We start from the raw sequence: 17,485 nt of genomic DNA, 5'->3' as shown, positions 1-17,485 counted from the left end.
ATGCTGCGCACTACGCTGGCAGCGTGACTCAAGACACGATCCAGAGCTGGCCAGGAACGCCGTACCCGCTCGGAGCAACCTATGACGGCTCGGGCACCAACTTCGCGATTTTCTCGGAGGGCGCCGAGTTGGTCGAGCTCTGTCTGTTCGACGACGAAGGTGTCGAAACACGCGTGCGCCTCTTCGAACGCGACGGCTTCGTCTGGCACTGCTACTTGCCCAAGGTGCTTCCCGGGCAGCGGTACGGCTACCGCGTGCACGGCCCCTACGACCCGGCGAGCGGTCGACGCTTCAACCCAAACAAGCTACTGCTCGACCCGTACGCGAAGGCGATCGACGGCAATATCGAGTGGAACCAATCGGTGTTCTCGTACAACTTCGGCGACCCCGACTCTCGAAACGACGAGGACTCGGCCGCGTCGATGCCTAAGGGTGTCGTCATCAACCCCTTCTTCGGCTGGGTCGGCGACCGCCACCCGCGCACGCCCTACGCCGACTCGTTCATCTACGAGGCGCACGTGAAGGGCCTTACCCAGCTCCACCCGGATGTGCCGGAGGACATGCGCGGCACCTACGCGGGCATCGCGCATCCCTCAGTTGTCAACCACCTCAAGAACCTCGGCGTGACCGCGATCGAGCTCATGCCGGTGCACGAGTTCGTGCACGACTCCACTCTGGTCGAGAAGGGCCTGCGCAACTACTGGGGCTACAACACCCTGAACTACTTCGCGCCGCACGGCGACTACTCGTCGGCCGGCGACGACGGTCAGCAGGTGCAGGAGTTCAAGGCGATGGTGAAGACCCTGCACGCGAACAACATCGAGGTGATCCTCGACGTTGTCTACAACCACACGGCCGAGGGCAACCACCTCGGCCCAACCCTGAGCTTCCGCGGCATCGACAACGAGGCCTATTACAAGCTCGAGGCTGATGACAAGCGCTACTACACCGACTACACGGGCACGGGTAACTCGCTCAACATGCGCAGCCCGCACTCGCTGCAGCTGATCATGGACTCGCTGCGGTATTGGGTGCTCGAGATGCACGTCGACGGATTCCGCTTCGACCTCGCCTCGACGCTCGCGCGCGAGCTGCACGACGTCGACAAGCTCTCGAGCTTCTTCGACCTGGTGCAGCAAGACCCGATCGTCTCGCAGGTGAAGCTCATCGCCGAGCCGTGGGATGTGGGCCCAGGCGGCTACCAGGTGGGCAACTTCCCACCCCTGTGGACCGAGTGGAACGGCAAGTACCGCGACACCGTGCGCGACTTCTGGCGCGGCGAGCCCGCCACCCTCGGCGAGTTCGCCACCCGCATCACGGGCTCAAGCGATCTCTATCAGCGCGACGGCCGCCGGCCCGTGGCATCCATCAACTTCGTCACGGCGCACGACGGCTTCACATTGCGCGACCTCGTGTCATACAACGACAAGCACAACGACGCGAACGGCGAAGAGAACCGCGACGGCGAGAGCCACAACCGCTCGTGGAACTCGGGCGTCGAGGGCCCAACCGACGACCCGGCGATTAACGAACTCCGCGGGCGTCAGCAGCGCAACTTCATCGCAACACTCTTGCTCTCGCAGGGCGTGCCGATGCTGCTGCACGGCGACGAGCTCGGCCGCACGCAGAACGGCAACAACAATACCTACGCCCAGGACTCGGAGCTGAGCTGGGTGCACTGGGACACGGCCGACGTCGAGCTCGTCGAATTCACCCGGCGCCTCGCCGAGTTGCGTCACAACCACCCGACATTCCGCCGCCGACACTTCTTCTCGGGCCGCATCGCGAAGCGTGGCGAAGGCGAGGGCCTGCCCGACGTCGTGTGGTTGTCGACCGATGGCAGCCGTATGGAGGGCGAGGATTGGAACGAGGCATTCGTGCGCGCCATGGGGTATTTCCTCAACGGCGACGCGATCACCGGTCGCGACGCGTGGGGACAGCGCATCACCGACAAATCATTCCTCATCTACTTCAACGCATCAGAAACCGACGTCGAGGTGACCGTGCCCTCGCACGAGATCTCGATGACGTGGGAAGTCGTGGTCGACACGGCCAGCGGCGAGCGCACGCACGCCCAGCCCGGCGACACCTTCGTGATGCCCCAGCGGTCTATGGCAGTGTTGCGCGAATGGAGCGAGGCAGATGCCGTGCCGACTATCACGTCGTCGATCTCCGTCATCAGCCCATCGCCGACCGATCAAACGTCCATGAGCTAGCGAAAGGAATCGCATGCGCACCCCGGCGAGCACCTACCGACTCCAGCTCTCTTCGGAGTTCACCCTCGACGATGCCGCCCGTCTTGTGCCCTACTTTGTCGATCTCGGCGTGGATTGGCTCTATCTCTCCCCCATCCTGCAGTCGACCCAGGGGTCGACGCACGGGTATGACGTGGTTGACCCGAGTCGAGTCGACGAGGCCCGTGGCGGCCGCGAGGCCCTCGTGCGCCTTGCCTCGGCCGCGCACGAGGCCGGCCTCGGCATCCTCGTCGACATCGTGCCAAACCACGTGGGCGTCGCAGTGCCGCGGCAAAACCCGTGGTGGTGGGATGTGCTGCAACACGGTGAGGCCTCGCGGTTCGCGCACTTCTTCGACATCGATTGGCCGGCGGGCGACGGCAAGCTGCTGCTGCCCGTGATCGGCGACGCCGACATGCCGACCGAGCCCGGCGCGCCGATCAATGGCATGACCATCGACCGCGAGGCAGGGGTGCTGCGCTACTACGACCACGAGTATCCGCTCGCCCCGGGCAGCGCCGACGACGACTCGCTCGGTGTGCGCGCCGTGCACGACGCCCAGCACTACGCGCTCGTGCACTGGCGCCGCGGCGACTGGTCGCTCAACTACCGCCGCTTCTTCACCGTCACCGAGCTCGCGGGGGTGCGGGTCGAGGAGCCGGAGGTGTGGGACGCGGCCCACGCCGAGATCCTCTCGTGGGTGCGCGAGGGCCTCGTCGATGGCCTGCGCATCGACCACGTCGATGGCCTGCGCGACCCGCGCGGCTACCTGCAGCGGCTGCGCGAGCACGCGAACGTCTACCTCTCGGTCGAAAAGATCCTCGAGCCCGGCGAGCAGCTGCAGCCGTGGCCGATCGACGGCACGACCGGCTACGACGCGCTCGGCGAGTTCGAGCGTGTGCTCATTGACGACAAGGGCCGCGACGATCTCGACGAGCAGGCCGCCGCGCTCTCGCACGAGGACGTCGATGACTGGCCAACGCTCGTGCACAGCTCGAAGCGCTTCGTCACGGACGGCCAGCTGCACGCCGAGATGCGCCGCGTCGCGCGCGACCTCGACGGCGTCGCCGAGCCCGACAACGTCACCGTCGACGCGATCAGCGAGATCGCCGCCTGCTTCCCGGTGTACCGCACGTATCTGCCCGAGGGGCTCGAGTATCTCGAGCAGGCGGCACGGGATGCGGCCGACTGGCGTAGCGACCTCGGCGAGGAAATCGAGCGCGTGCTCGGCAAGCTGCGCGACCCGGCGAACCCCGGCGCCCTGCGCTTTCAGCAGACGAGCGGCATGGTCATGGCGAAGGCGGTCGAGGACCGCTCGTTCTATCGCTACTCGCGCCTCACCTCGCTGAACGAGGTTGGCGGTGACCCGTCGATCTTCGCGTACCCGCCCGAGCGGTTCCACGAGCTGCAGGCCGAGCGCCAGGAGCGCTGGCCGCACGCGCAGACCGCGCTGACGACGCACGACACGAAGCGCAGTGAGGATGTGCGGGCCAGGCTCGATGCGCTGAGCGAGCGCCCGGAGCTCTGGCGCGACTCGCTCGAGCAGCTGCTCGAAATCGCACCGCTCTCGAACCCGGCCTTCGGCAACCTGCTCTGGCAGGCGATCATCGGCGTCTGGCCCGCCAGCCGCGAGCGCCTCTACGCCTACGCCGAGAAGGCGGCGCGCGAGGCCGGCGATTTCACGACCTGGACCGAGGTCAATGCCGAGTACGAGGATGAGCTGCGCGCAGCCGTCGACGCGGCCTTTGACCATCCGGCCGCCCGCGCGATCGTCGCGAACCTCACGGAGGAGCTGCGGCGACCTGGCTGGTCAAACTCGCTCTCGATGAAGGCGCTGCAACTGCTCGGCCCCGGTGTGCCCGATGTCTACCAGGGCACCGAGCTCTGGCAGCACTCGCTCGTCGACCCCGACAACCGGCGGCCGGTGCCGTGGGTCGAGCAGACAACGGCGTTGGGCGCGATTCTGCGCGGCGCTCGCCCGGCATTCGATGAGACTGACCCGACCGGCAGCGTGAAGCTGCTGCTCACGGTGATCGGCCTGCGCCTGCGCAAGGGCTTGCGCGAGCGGTTCGCCGAGTATCGGCCACTGCACGCCAGCGGTGCCTCGGCCGACCACCTCATCGCCGTCGACCGCGGCGGCGTCGTGGTGCTCGCCACGCGGCTGCCGATCGACCTCGAACTTGGCGGCGGCTGGCACGACACCCATCTCGAACTGCCCGAGGGCCGCTGGGTCGACCAGGTGAACGGTACCGCCTACTCGGGCGAGGTCGCCGTCGCGCACTTGCTCGAGCACCTGCCCGTGGCGATGCTCGCCCGCAGCGATTACGAGGAGGACTAGTGCGCGACAGCCGATTCGATGTGTGGGCACCGAGGGCGCAGCGCATGCGCGTGCGCATCGAGGCCGACACCTACGAGATGCGCCAGGAGCGCGGCGGCTGGTGGCGGCCCGAGGGCCTGCCCGAGCTGCCGAGCGAGGTCGACTACGGCTACCTCATCGACGATGAGGATGCGGTGACGCCCGACCCGCGCTCGGGCCGGCAGCCGGCTGGTGTGCACGGTCCCTCGCGCACCTTCGACCCTGACGCCTACGAATGGCAGGACGAGCAGTGGCGTGGCCGCCAGCTCGCGGGCAGCGTGATCTACGAGCTCCACGTCGGCACGTTCACTCCCGACGGCACGCTCGACGCCGCGATCGAGCGACTCGACCACCTCGTCAACCTCGGCGTCGATTTCGTCGAGCCCATGCCGGTCAACGCCTTCAACGGCGACGCCGGCTGGGGCTACGACGGCGTCTACTGGTACGCGGTACACGAGGCCTACGGTGGGCCCGGCGCCTACCAGCGCTTCGTCGACGCCTGCCACGAGCGCGGCCTCGGCGTGATTCAGGACGTCGTCTACAACCATCTCGGCCCATCCGGCAACTACCTCGGCAAGTTCGGTCCGTACGTCTCGTCGCGTCACCAGACCGACTGGGGCGACGCGATCAACCTCGATGACTTCGACTCCGACGAGGTGCGCCAGTACATCATCGACAACGCGCTGATGTGGCTCACCGACTTTCACGTCGATGGTCTGCGACTCGACGCGGTGCACGCGCTCATCGACACCCGCGCAACGCACATCCTCGAGGAGCTCGCGAACGAGGTCGAGGCGTGCTCGGCATTCCTCGGCCGCCCGCTGACACTCATCGCCGAGTCCGACATGAACGCGCCGCGGCTCATCTCGCCGCGCGCGGCCGGTGGCTACGCGCTCACCGGCCAGTGGTCGGATGACTTCCACCACGCCGCGCACGTCTCGCTCTCGAGCGAGTCGGACGGCTACTACGAGGACTTCGCGAGCACGCCCGGCCACGGCCTCGGCGCGCTCGAGAAGGTGTTTACGCAGGGCTTCTTCCACAACGGCGCGATGTCGACCTTCCGCCGCCGACACCACGGGCGGCCGCTCGCGCCCGCGACGAACGCGTGGCGCCTCGTCGTGTCGACGCAGAACCACGACCAGATCGGCAACCGGGCCCGCGGCGACCGGCTCAGCGAAACCGTGAGCGTCGGGCAGCTCGCGGTGGGCGCGACGCTGATGATGTGCTCGCCGTTCACACCGATGCTGTTCATGGGCGAGGAGTGGGGCGCGACGACGCCGTTCCAGTACTTCTCGTCGCACCCCGAACCCGAGCTCGCCGAGGCGGTCAGCCGCGGCCGCATCAGCGAGTTCTCGCGCATGGGCTGGGACGAGTCGCAGGTGCCCGACCCGCAGGACCCCGACACGTTCCGCGCATCCCGCCTCGAGTGGATGGAGCTCGACAGCCCCGAGCGGCAGTGGCTGCTCGATGTCTACCGCCGGCTCATCGCGTTGCGCCGCAGCCGTCCACAGCTCACGCGGCCGTGGCTACGGGACGTGTCGGCGAAGGCCGACGCCGAGCTCGGCGTCTTCACGTTCTGGCGCGGCGACCTTGAGGTGGTCTGCAACTTCTCGGATGCGGCGCGCGGGCTCGAACTCGACGTCGACATCGCGTGGACCTCGTATGAAGAGCTGCCCGAGATCGTGTTCGCGACCGACGAACGCGTCACGGTCGACGGTACGCACGCGTTCTTGCCACCGCACACGGCCGCGGTGTTCGCCCCGCAGCTCGAGTAGCGCGGCGCTAGTCGGCGGAGGAGATGAGGCGTTCGCCGCGGTCGTCGACGACGTAGGCCTGGTCGTCTTCGACCGGCTGTAGCTGATAGCGATCGCCGTAGGTGGTGAGGATGCTCGAGATCAGCTCGGGCGGGTACGGCGGCAACTGGCCGTCGGCGTGCGGCACGATGACCGAATCGATGAGGCCCAGGCCCCGGTAGCTCGGCAGGTTGGGCGCCTCGTCGGGGTCGTCCATCGGCACGGCGGGCTCGAGGCTCGGGCCCGCGACGATCGAGCCGGCACTCAGGCCGATGTAAGGCAGGCCCGCCTTGACCCGCTCGACGATGAGCCTGTCGGCGCCCGAGATGCGCATCGCCTCGCGGAGCAGGAAGGTGTTGCCGCCGCGCACGTAGAGCGCGTCGATGCGGTCGAGGGCCTCGGCCACCTCGTCGGGCGTCATCTCGGCGAGGAAGAGGTCGTCAACGGTCTCGACGAGGTCGACGACGCGCTGCCGCTCTTCATAGAGCCACGCCTGCATCGTGTCGTGTTCGGGCACGCGCCCAATCGCGTCGTGGACGAAGCCGATTCGTGCCTTGCCGGGGTGCTCGAGGTGGTTGCGCAGGAAGCCCCACAGGGCGCCGGCCTGCATGGACAGCAGCAGCAACTTCATGCGCACAGAGTACCGAAGTCGGGTGTGCCCCGACCGATACCCTGGACGTTGTCATGACGACGCTGCCTTGACCTGTCTTCAACAATGAGTATGCTCATTAAAAAGTCAGGTCGGGGTTTTGGACTGAGTGGAGAAGGTGAGCCGGATGACGGAAGCACCGCAGGGGCCCCGCGAGCGCAACAAACGCGAGAAGCGCACCCGCATTCTCGCCGAGGCCGGCCGTCTGTTCGCCAAGCACGGCTACGCCGCGACGACCACGAGCGCCATTGCCGAGGCCGCCGACCTTTCGCACGGCACGCTGTTTCGCTACGCGTCTTCGAAGCCCGCGCTCATGCTCATGGTCGGCAACGCCACGCTGAGCGCACGGCTTGCCAAATACGCGGATGCGGGGCACGGCACCCCGACCGACCGCATCATCGCGCTCGTGGCGCCGTTCATCGACGACCGCACGCAGCTCGAGAACCTCGTCGCGTATCAGCGCGCCGCACTCGACGGCGACCCTCACGAGGAGCACTGCGCCGAGGCGGTCGCCATCGTCGAGCGACTCATCGACGCGATCGGCGACCTCCTGCTGGAGGTCGCCGGACGACCCGATTCGACCGAGGCGGCGCATCTGGCGGCCGAGGCGATCTACGCGTCGCTGCACCTGCAGGTCGTGCTCGCCGACCGCGACGGGCGCTCCCCCGACGACCTCACCGCACACTTCCGTGGCCAAACCCAGCTGATCGTTCGGGGCTATCTCGCCACGGTCACAGGAAAGAAAGAAGGAAAGCAATGACTGACATCAAGAACGTCACCGTGCTCGGCTCGGGCGTGCTCGGTTCGCAGATCGCGTACCAGACCGCCTACGCCGGCTTCACCGTCACCGCATGGGACATCAACGACGACGCCGTCGCCGCGGCGAAGGAGCGCTTCGCGGGCCTCGCCCAGCGCTACGACGCCGAGGTTGAGGGCGCAAAGGACGGCAAGTCTGCGGCCGCGCTCGAGCGCCTCACCGCGACGAGCGACCTCTCCGCCGCGGTTGCCGACGCCGACCTCATCATCGAGGCCGTGCCCGAGAGCCCCGAGATCAAGACTTCGACGTGGGAGAAGGTCGGCGCCCTCGCCCCCGAGAAAACGATCTTCGCCACGAACTCGTCGACCCTACTGCCCTCGAGCTTCAAGGACGCGACCGGCCGTCCGAACAAGTTCCTCGCGCTCCACTACGCGAACCAGATCTGGGCACAGAACACCGCCGAGGTCATGGGCACCGCCGACACCGACCCCGAGGTGTATAAGACCGTGGTCGAGTTCGCGAAGGAACAGGGCATGGTGCCGATCGAGGTGAAGAAGGAGCAGCCGGGCTACGTGCTCAACACGCTGTTCGTGCCGCTGATCAACGCCGCCGGCTACCTCTACGCGAACGGCATCGCCGACGCCGAGACGATCGACAAGACCTGGCGCATCGGCACCGGCGCACCGCGCGGCCCGATGGAGATGCTCGACATCGTCGGCCTCACGACCGCCTACAACGTGTCGGTCATGGGCGACGAGGAGTCGCAGAAGTTCGCGAAGATCCTCAAGGAGGAATTCATCGACAAGGGCAAGCTCGGCATCGCCACCGGCGAAGGCTTCTACAACTACAAGTAGGCCCGCCTAGGTCGACGGCCGGTTCGGGCGCTCACTGAGGCCCGTGCCGCCGTCGCGACGCTCACCCCGGCCGAGCAACGAAGCGGGGCGGATCGCGGCCTTACCGAACTTCGCAACCGCCGCATCCGCCACCCGCTCGGCCGCCGACCACTCGTCGTCGTGCTGCTCGTCCCAGAGCAGCAGCGACGTTGCCTGCCCGGCCTCGACGAGGTCGGCCGCGCGCACACCAATGAGCCGCACCGGGCGGCCCTCGGCATGCAGCTCGTCCACGAGCTGCGCGGCCGCGCGATACAGCGTGAGGCCCGTGTCGGAGGGCCGCTCGAGGCGCGCCTGCCGCGACACCGTCTCAAAGTTTGACCAGCGTAGCTTCACCGCGACGGTCGCCGCCGCGAGGCCGGCCCGGCGCAGGCGCGCGGCGACCGCATCCGCCTGCGCCCGCACCTCACGCTGCAGATCCGCGTGCGAGGTCACGTCGTCTTGAAACGTCTGCTCGTGCGACACCGACTTCTCGCGTCGCGTCACCTCGACAGGACGCGAGTCGCGCCCCCACGCAAGGTTTGCGAGGTGCGAGCCCATCGATTTACCGACGATGCGCTCGAGCGCCGCGGGTGGCGTGTGCGCGAGCTCAAACACGGTGTGGATGCCCCGGCCGCGCAGCTTCGTCTCGGTCGTCTCGCCGACGCCCCAGAGGGCGCCCACGGGCAGGGCGTGCAGAAACGGGATCGTCTCGGATTCGGGAATCACGAGCAGCCCGTCAGGCTTGCACTTGCCGCTCGCGAGCTTCGCCACGAACTTCGTCGACGCGACGCCGACCGAGCAGGTCAGGCCGGTGCGCGCGTGCACCTCGCGGCGGATGCGCCGGGCGATTTCCGAGGGCGAGCCGAACAGCCGCACCGAGCCCGACACGTCGAGAAACGCCTCATCGATCGAGAGCGGCTCGACGAGCGGTGTGAACTCGCGGAAAATCGCCATGACCGCGTGAGACGCCTCGCGGTACTTGTGCATGTGCCCCGAGATCACGGTGGCCCCGGGCGCCAGCTGGAGCGCCCGCGCCATCGGCATTGCGGCGTGCACGCCGAGCGCTCGAGCCTCGTAGCTCGCCGACGAGACGACGCCGCGGCCGCCTGCGCCGCCCACGATGACGAGCTCGCCGCGCAGCTCGGGGCGGTCACGCACCTCGACGGCAACGAAAAACGCGTCCATGTCGACGTGCAGAATTGTGGCGCTGCCGTCGTCGTACGCATCACCCACTTCGCGCATGCCGAGCTGTTTCCGAGACATGCTTCCATTCTGGTCAATAAACTGTCCACATGAGCGATGCCGCAGTCAACGTTGCCGAGTTCAACGCGAATCGCGTGTGGACCAAGAACTACGCCCCGGGGGTTCCCCGCGATATTGAGCCGGTTACGACCTCCCTCTACGACGAGCTGGCCGACCGGGCCCGCAAGTTCGCCGACCGACCCGCGATCGAATTCTTCGGTGCCGAGCTGACCTTCGCGCAGTTGCACGACCACGTCGTGCGCTTCGCGAACGGCCTGCGTCGCATCGGCGTGAAGCGCGGCGACCGCGTCGCAATCGTGTTGCCGAACTGCCCGCAGCACGTCATCGCCTACTACGCGACGCTCCGCCTCGGCGCGGTCGTCGTCGAGCACAATCCGCTCTACACCCGCAGCGAGCTACGCACCCAGTACCAAGACCACGGCGCGGTGTTCACGATCGCGTGGGACAAGCTCGCGCCGGTCGTGCAGTCGCTCGCCGGCGAGGTCGACGTGCGCCGGGTGATCTCGGTGAACATGACGAAGATGATGCCGACGAAGATGCAGCTGCTGCTCAAGCTGCCAGTGAAGAAGGCCCGCGAGTCGCGCGACAAGCTCACCGGCAAGGCGCCCGGCACCGTGCCGTTCGAGAAGATCCTGCACCAGGTGCCGATCGGCGACGAGGTGCCAAAGCCCGGCCCCGACGACATCGCCATGCTCGCGTACACCTCGGGCACGACCGGCACCCCGAAGGGCGCCATGCTCTCGCACGCGAACCTGCTCGCGAACGGCCGCCAGGGTCAGGCGTGGATGCCCGAGTTCACGATGGGCGAGGAGACGATCTACGCGTTCCTGCCGATGTTCCACTCGTTCGGCAACCTCCTCGGCACGATCTACGGCGTCGTGACCGCCTCGCGCGTCACCCTGTTCCCCTCCTTCGACCCCGACCTCATCGTCGACGCGTCGAAGGTGCACCCCGCCACCTTCTACCCGGGCGTGCCGCCGATGTTCGACCGCCTCGCGCGCATCGCCCGAGAGGGTCGCCTCGATCTCTCGAACGTGCGCTACGCCATGAGCGGCGCCATGACGCTGACCAATGCCGTGGTCGAGTGCTGGGAGGCCGTCGCGGGCGGCGGGCTCAACGAGGGCTACGGCCTCACTGAGGCCTCCCCCATCGTGTTCTCGAACCCGTTCGGACCAACGCGCAAGATCGGCACGATCGGCCTGCCTCACGCCTCCACGACGATTCGCGTCGTGAACCCCGACAACCCCGATGAGGATGTTCCCCTCGGCGAGGTCGGCGAACTCATCGTGCACGGCCCCCAGGTTTTCCAGGGCTACTGGAACAACCAGGAGGAGACCGACAAGGTGCTGCTGCCCGGCCGCTGGCTGCGCACCGGCGACCTCGTGACCCAGGACGCCGACGGATTCATCACCGTCGTCGACCGCGCGAAGGAGCTCATCATCACGGGCGGCTACAACGTTGCCCCGAGCGAAGTCGAGCAGGTGCTGGTGCAGGTGCCGGGCATCGCTGAGGCCGCCGTCGTCGGCATCCAGCGGGGTTCGTCGGGCGCCGAGTCGGTGACCGCGGCGATCGTGCTCGACGAGGGGGCGACCTTCGACGAGGCGGCCACCCGCGCGTACGCGCACGACCACCTCGCCGAGTTCAAGGTGCCTCGCAGCTACACCGTCGTCGATGAACTGCCGAAGTCGCTGCTCGGCAAGGTATTGCGGAAGAAGGTGCGCGAGCAGCTCAGCGCCCCCAAGGCTGCCAAGTGAGCCGACCCACTCTGCGCGACGTCGCGGCGCGCGCCGGAGTGTCGACCGCTGCTGCGTCGCTTGCCCTGCGCGGCCTGCCGGGCGTCAGCCCATCGACCCGAGACACCGTGCTCGACGCCGCCGGCACGCTCGGCTACGTCGTCAACGTGAGCGCCCGCAACCTGCGCCGCCGCCGCACCGACACGATCGGCATCTACCTCCCCCAGGGCACGACGCTGCAGTGGTACTACGCCGACTTCGCGGTGGGCGTGAGCAACGCGGCCGGCGAGCGGGGCGTGGCCGCCCTGATTTTGCCGCAGCACGGCGACCCGCGCCCATTTCTCGCGCACGTCGACGGCATCGTCACGGTGGATGTGCGCACGACCGACCCGCTCGCTCGCGCCGTGCTCGGCGCCGGTCGCGAGATCGTCACGGGCGAGCGCGTGCCCGAGGGCCAGCCGCAGCCCCACGGCATCGTCTTCGTCGACCACGAGCGCGAGATGACCGGTCTGCTGCGCCACCTCGAGCAGCGCGGATCGACCTCGATCGGCGTGCTGCTGCCGCCCGAGGACACCGCGTGGGGCATCGAGGTGGCCCGCGCCGCGCGCCGCTTCGCCGCCGAGTCGACTGTCGAGGTGCACGAGGCACCGGTGTCGTTCTCACCCGAGACCGAAGAGATCCAGGCCGCCTGCGCGACGCTGCCGGCCGGCGTCGACGCGATCGTCGCGGTGCCCGACGGCACGGCCACGAGCGTCGCCGGCGTGCTGCGCTCGCGCGGGCAGCGCATCCCCGAGGATGTTCGGCTCGCGTCGTACACCGACTCGCAATCCGACCGCTTGCTCGACCCGCCCGTCACCGCGATCGACCTGCGGCCGAGCGAGTTCGGCGCGCGGTGCGCCCAGCTGCTGCTCGATCTGCTCGAGGGCGCTGCCGTGCCGCGCGAGCAGCAACTCGATGTCGAATTTCGACCTCGCGCGGCAACCAACTAAATCGATTAAGCTGACGAGCGTACCCGCCCGAAAGGACTAGCAACAATGAAGATGCCCGCGGAATGGGAGCGCCACGAGCGCACCTGGATGGCCTGGCCCGGCCCCGGCTACCTCTTCGGTAGCTCCGAAGCCGACGCCGACGAGGCGCGCGCCACCTGGGCGTCGGTCGCGAACGCCACCGTGGACTTCGAGCCGGTGACGATTCTCGTACCCCGCTCCGAACTCGGGGCCGCGAAGCGCGCCCTCTCGAGCCGCGTGCACATTGAGGAGGCCGAGCTCAACGACGCGTGGATGCGCGACATCGGGCCGACCTTTGCCTTCGACGGTGACGAGCTCGTCGCGGTCAACTGGGTGTTTAACGGCTGGGGCGCCCAGTCGTGGGCAAACTGGGACAAGGACCAGCACATCGGCCGCCGTGTCGCCGAGCTCGCCGGCGTGCGCGTCGTTGACTCGCCCCTCGTCAACGAGGGCGGCGGCATCCATGTTGACGGCGCGGGCCAGGTCATGGTGACCCGCACCGTGCAGCTCGACCCGGGCCGCAACCCGAACTGGAACACCGCAAAGGTTGAGCAGGAACTCGCCGACAAGCTCGGCACCACCTCGACCGTCTGGCTCCCCCGCGGCCTCACCCGCGACTCCGAAGAGTTCGGCACGCGCGGCCACGTCGACATCGTCGCGAGCTACACGCCCGACGGCCGCGTGCTCGTGCACGACCAGCGCGACGAAACGCATCCCGACTTCGCCGTGACGCAGCAGGTGATCGAGGCCCTCACCGACGCCTTCGACGCGACCGACACGCCCCGCGAAATCCTGCGCGTACCCGCGCCGAAGGAGCTCCGCGACGCCGAGGGCTGGGTTGACTACAGCTACATCAATCACCTCGTCGCGAACGACGCGGTCATCGCCTGCGCCTTCAACGACGCGAACGACACCGAGGCGTTCGAGGTGCTCGCCGAGGCCTACCCCGGCCGCGAGATCGTACCGGTGGATGCGCGCCCCATCTTCGCGCGCGGCGGCGGCGTGCACTGCATCACCCAGCAGCAGCCCGCTCGCTAAGCTGACCGTGTGAACGAATCACCACAGCACCCGGTCTCGCCGCTCGCGGCAAGTAGCAATCGCCCGAGCGGCGCGATCCTGGCGCCGGGCGACACCGTCGACCTCACCGAGCTCGAGAAGGTGCCGCCGCTCGAATCGTTCCTCAACACCCTCGCGCTCTCAGAGACCGGCGCGCGCACCTCGCGCGACATCTTCACGGGGCAGAGCCAGTGGATGCCCCACGGGCGCATCTTCGGCGGGCAGGTCGCGGCGCAGTCACTCGTCGCTGCGACCCGCACCGTCGCCGACGACCGGCACATCCACTCGATGCGCGGTAACTTTCTGCGCCCGGGCAACGTGAACGAGCCGATCACCTTCTCGGTCGAGCGCAGCCACGACGGCAACTCGTTCTCGACGCGCCTCGTGCAAGCGTTCCAGTACGGCGAGCCGATCTGGTCGATGATCGCGAGCTTCCAGGTCGACTCCGAAGGGCTCGACCACTACGCCGAGATGCCGCACGGCATTCCCGGCCCCGAGCAACTGCCGAGCGCGGCCGCCCAGGTCGCGGTGGCCGGCGAGGCGCTCGCGAACTACTGGATCAACCGGCGCCCGTTCGAGCTGCGCTACGCCGACGAGCCGATCTTCCTCCAGCCCGCCACCGGCCGCGTCGCCGAGCAGGCCGTGTGGATTCGCGCCGTCGACCAGCTGCCCGACGACGAGGTCGTGCACCGCGCATCCCTCGCCTACGCGAGCGACTACCTCATGCTCGACCCCGTCCTGCGCCGCCACGGCCTCGCGTGGACCGAGCCGCGCCTGCGCGTCGCGAGCCTCGACCACAGCGTGTGGTGGCACCGCTACGCGCGCGCCGACGAGTGGCTGCTGCTCGTGCTGCACTCGACGAACGCGCACGGTGGCCGCGCGCTCACGCACGGCGAGTTCTATACCCGCGAGGGCCTGCTCGTCGCGAGCGTGACGCAGGAGGCGATGATTCGCCTCAAGCCCGAGGCGTAGGCGCCGGCGCCGCCGCGTCGGTGAACGCCGCCTTCGGCACGAACAGCAGCAGCACGGCCGCGATGAGGGCCGTGACGCCGCAGACGAGCCACACCGTGAAGTAGCCGGCGAGCGAGCCGGCGGTCGCATCGACGGTCGCCGTGGCGCCGGCGGCGCCCTGCATGAGCGCGATGCCGAAGGTCGCCGACGCGATCGCACCGCCGACGGTCTTCACCGAGTTCGTGAGGCCCGTCGCGACGCCCGTCTGCGTGGGTGGCGCGGCGGCAGCGGCCGCGGCCGGCAGCGCCGCAACGAGCGCACCCGAGCCAACGCCCGCGACGACCATGTTCAGGATGACCTGCGCGTACGTGTCGTGGAACGGCAGGAACAGCAGGTAGCCGACGCCGACGAACACGGCCGCGGCGACGATCGTGAGGCGCGGCGTGATCCACTTCGAAACCCGCGAGAAGAGCAGCGCGCCGACGATCATCGCGATGAGGTAGAGGCCGATGATGAGCGAGGTGCGGAAGCCCGTCGTGCCGAGGCCGTAGCCGTAGAGCGCGGGGTCGGTGCGCGCGAACGTTGACAGCGGCGCCTGGGCCCCGAGCACGCTCACACCGAAGAGGCCCGCCGTGAGAAACACGGGCGCCAGCGCGGGCGAGCGGAACATCCGCACGTCGATGAGCGGGTCGGGGTGGCGCAGTTCGTACCGCACGAACGGCACGAGGAGCAGCAGGCCCGCCGCGATCGCGACCCAGGCGATGGGGCTGCCGACGCCGCCGAGGCGGAGGAGGCTCAGGCCGCCCGTGAACGCGATGAGCGCGAGCGACACGAGCACGAGCCCCACGAGGTCGAGCTTGCCGCCGGTGAGCAGGTCGGACTCGCGCACGCCGAAGCGGATCACGAAGAAGCACGCGACGACGAGCAGCGCCGGCACGAGCAGCACGACCCAGAGCGGCAGCGTGTCGACGAGCTGGCCGCCGAGCAGCGCGCCCGTGATCGCGCCCGCCTCGAGGGTGGCGACGAGGATGCCGGCGGCGCGGGCCGTGAGCGGCGAGGCGTCGTCGCGGCCGCGGGTGCGCGACCAGATGATCGCGACCTCGAGCGGCAGCCACACGACGTAGACGCCCTGCAGCGCCCAGGCAGCGAGGAAGAGCCCGAACGAGTTCGAGAACGGCAGCGCGAGCGACGCGATCGCCGTGATCGCGGTCGACCAGAGCAACATGCGCTTGTGCCCGAACATGTCGCCGAGCTTCGCGAATGCCGGCACGACGAGCGCGCTGAGCATGAGCTGCGTGCCCTCGAGCCAGTTGACGTCGGCGTCGTGCACGTCGAGGTGCCGCGCGATGTCGGTGAGCATTGGGGTGTAGTACCCCTGCAGCACCCCGCTCGTGAACTCGACGAAGGCGAGCAGGCCGACGATGCCCGCGAGCGGGCCGAGGGATGCGCGCCGGCGCCGGGCGCTCACGCGCGGATTCCTTCGATGAGGGTGCGGTGGAACCGCTCGCCGCGCTCGAGCTCGGCGATGTCGACGCGCTCGTCGATGCCGTGAATCGAGGCGCGCTGCTCGGCGTTCATGAGCAGCGGCGCGAAGCGATACGTCGCGGGGCAGATCTGGTGGAAGTACCGCGAGTCGGTCGCGGCCATCGTCACATAGGGCACCGTGATCGCGGCTGGATGCGAGACGCGCACCGCGTCGGCGATGAGCGCGAACTGCGGGCCGTCGCTCGGCGACTCGGGCGACGCGTCGCTGCCCTCGAGCACGTCGACCGCGACGCTGCGGTCGGCGATGCGGCGCTGCAGTCGCCGCACCGTGCCGGCGACGGTCTCGCCGAGCGCGAGGCGCAGGTTGATGACGGCCTCGGCCTGCGAGGGCAACACGTTGTGGGCCGTGCCCCCGGTGATCTTCGTGGGCGCGACGGTCGTGCGCACGAGCGCGGCCGCCTCGCCGCCGAGCCGTGCGAACACGAGCGCGTTGAGCCAGGGCCACGCCGCGAGCAGCCGATAAAGCAGCCGACCGGCGCCGGTGCTGCGCGCGGCGAACAGCCCGAGCATCCGGGTAATCGCCGCCGGCGCCCGCGCAGTGAACGTCGTGGGCGTGAGCCGCGACACCGCGCGCGAAACGCGGCCGACGGCGGTGAGCGGTGGCGGCGTCGAGGCGTGGCCGCCGTCGCTGCGGGCCGTGAGCCGCACCGTCGCGACGCCCTTTTCGCCGACGCCGACCATCGCGGCGAGGCCCCGCACGAACGGCAGCGGCGCGTCGGTGACCGCGCCGCCCTCGTCGAGCACGAGCCACGGAGTCAGCCCGCGCTCGCGAAACACCACGACGATCGCCTGCGCCGCGGCGCCGAAGGTCTCCTCATTGCCGCCGAACGAGAGGTAGACATCGCGCGCGGGCACGAACTCGGCGGCGAGCAGGTTCTCGACGGCGTCGAGCAGCACGACGAGCGGGCCCTTGTCGTCGAGCGCGCCGCGGCCATAGACGCTGCCGCCCTCGATGCGCCCCTCGAAGGGCGGGTGGGTCCAGGGGTCGAACTCGTCGACCGGCACGACGTCGTAGTGCGCCATGAGCACGACCGGGTCGGCCGACGGGGTCTCGCCCGCCCAGCGAAAGAGCAAGCCGAAGTCGGTGATGCGCTCGAGCTCGAGCGAGGCGTGGATGCGCGGGTACAGCTCGGCGAGCAAGCTCACGAACGCCTCGAACGGCTCGCGCCCGCGCGCGTCGAGTTCGGCCGACACGGTTCGCACTTGAATCATGCGCGAGAGGCGTTCGGCGATGCCGGGCCGAGGCGACGTTGCTTGGCTCATGTGCTC

Annotated in this window: 13 protein-coding genes; 9 read left to right on the top strand and 4 right to left on the bottom strand. The window is 68.8% G+C overall.

The features are described from left to right. Positions 1 to 38: 38 nt before the first annotated feature. The 3 genes from glgX to treZ are packed head-to-tail and all read left to right on the top strand — an operon-like array spanning position 39 to position 6,365. The gene (glgX, locus tag EJL01_RS12565) at positions 39 to 2,216 is read left to right on the top strand and encodes a glycogen debranching protein GlgX (protein ID WP_125108059.1); all 2,178 of its coding nucleotides are present in this window, start codon (positions 39 to 41) and stop codon (positions 2,214 to 2,216) included. A gap of 13 nt (positions 2,217 to 2,229) precedes the next feature. After that, positions 2,230 to 4,572, top strand: coding sequence for a malto-oligosyltrehalose synthase (gene treY, locus EJL01_RS12560; RefSeq protein ID WP_125107960.1), 2,343 nt, complete (start codon positions 2,230 to 2,232; stop codon positions 4,570 to 4,572). Next, entirely contained in the window at positions 4,572 to 6,365 is a 1,794-nt protein-coding gene (gene treZ / locus EJL01_RS12555) for a malto-oligosyltrehalose trehalohydrolase (RefSeq protein WP_125107959.1), read from the top strand. Before treY ends, treZ begins: the two co-directional genes overlap by 1 nt. A 7-nt stretch (positions 6,366 to 6,372) precedes the next feature. Here the strand turns inward: treZ and EJL01_RS12550 are convergent, their stop codons facing one another. Then, on the bottom strand, positions 6,373 to 7,014 hold the full coding sequence (locus EJL01_RS12550; RefSeq protein WP_125107958.1) for a Type 1 glutamine amidotransferase-like domain-containing protein: 642 nt from the start codon (positions 7,012 to 7,014) through the stop codon (positions 6,373 to 6,375). 145 nt (positions 7,015 to 7,159) lie between these two features. Here EJL01_RS12550 and EJL01_RS12545 point away from each other — a divergent pair, with 145 nt between their 5' ends. Together EJL01_RS12545 and EJL01_RS12540 are read left to right on the top strand one after the other, a co-directional pair. Continuing rightward, positions 7,160 to 7,792 (top strand): TetR/AcrR family transcriptional regulator, encoded by a 633-nt coding sequence (locus EJL01_RS12545; RefSeq protein WP_125107957.1) that lies wholly within the window; start codon positions 7,160 to 7,162, stop codon positions 7,790 to 7,792. Beyond that, positions 7,789 to 8,643 carry a 3-hydroxyacyl-CoA dehydrogenase gene (locus tag EJL01_RS12540; protein WP_125107956.1) on the top strand — a complete coding sequence of 285 codons (855 nt, stop codon included), beginning with the start codon at positions 7,789 to 7,791 and terminating at the stop codon, positions 8,641 to 8,643. Before EJL01_RS12545 ends, EJL01_RS12540 begins: the two co-directional genes overlap by 4 nt. Positions 8,644 to 8,649: 6 nt before the next feature. Here EJL01_RS12540 and dinB read toward each other — a convergent pair whose 3' ends face one another. After that, entirely contained in the window at positions 8,650 to 9,924 is a 1,275-nt protein-coding gene (dinB, locus tag EJL01_RS12535) for a DNA polymerase IV (protein ID WP_125107955.1), read from the bottom strand. 29 nt (positions 9,925 to 9,953) lie between these two features. Here dinB and EJL01_RS12530 point away from each other — a divergent pair, with 29 nt between their 5' ends. The 4 genes from EJL01_RS12530 to EJL01_RS12515 all read left to right on the top strand — a co-directional run bounded on the left by EJL01_RS12530 (position 9,954) and on the right by EJL01_RS12515 (position 14,692). Continuing rightward, on the top strand, positions 9,954 to 11,678 hold the full coding sequence (locus EJL01_RS12530; protein WP_125107954.1) for an AMP-binding protein: 1,725 nt from the start codon (positions 9,954 to 9,956) through the stop codon (positions 11,676 to 11,678). Further along, positions 11,675 to 12,646 (top strand): LacI family DNA-binding transcriptional regulator, encoded by a 972-nt coding sequence (locus tag EJL01_RS12525; protein WP_125107953.1) that lies wholly within the window; start codon positions 11,675 to 11,677, stop codon positions 12,644 to 12,646. The genes EJL01_RS12530 and EJL01_RS12525 overlap by 4 nt, the downstream gene beginning before the upstream one ends. Before the next feature lie 45 nt (positions 12,647 to 12,691). Next, positions 12,692 to 13,702, top strand: coding sequence for an agmatine deiminase family protein (locus EJL01_RS12520; RefSeq protein WP_125107952.1), 1,011 nt, complete (start codon positions 12,692 to 12,694; stop codon positions 13,700 to 13,702). A 120-nt stretch (positions 13,703 to 13,822) separates the two neighbouring features. After that, positions 13,823 to 14,692, top strand: coding sequence for an acyl-CoA thioesterase (locus EJL01_RS12515; RefSeq protein WP_413229364.1), 870 nt, complete (start codon positions 13,823 to 13,825; stop codon positions 14,690 to 14,692). Here EJL01_RS12515 and EJL01_RS12510 read toward each other — a convergent pair. Next, entirely contained in the window at positions 14,676 to 16,139 is a 1,464-nt protein-coding gene (locus EJL01_RS12510; RefSeq protein WP_125107951.1) for an MFS transporter, read from the bottom strand. The genes EJL01_RS12515 and EJL01_RS12510 overlap by 17 nt on opposite strands. Next, complete coding sequence (locus tag EJL01_RS12505; RefSeq protein ID WP_125107950.1) at positions 16,136 to 17,479, bottom strand: M20/M25/M40 family metallo-hydrolase; 1,344 nt, start codon at positions 17,477 to 17,479, stop codon at positions 16,136 to 16,138. Before EJL01_RS12505 ends, EJL01_RS12510 begins: the two co-directional genes overlap by 4 nt. Positions 17,480 to 17,485: the final 6 nt, after the last annotated feature.

Source organism: Gulosibacter massiliensis, assembly GCF_900626105.1.
In the GTDB taxonomy this organism is placed as follows: Bacteria; Actinomycetota; Actinomycetes; order Actinomycetales; family Microbacteriaceae; genus Gulosibacter; species Gulosibacter sediminis.
This window is presented reverse-complemented; position numbering and strand designations above follow the sequence as displayed.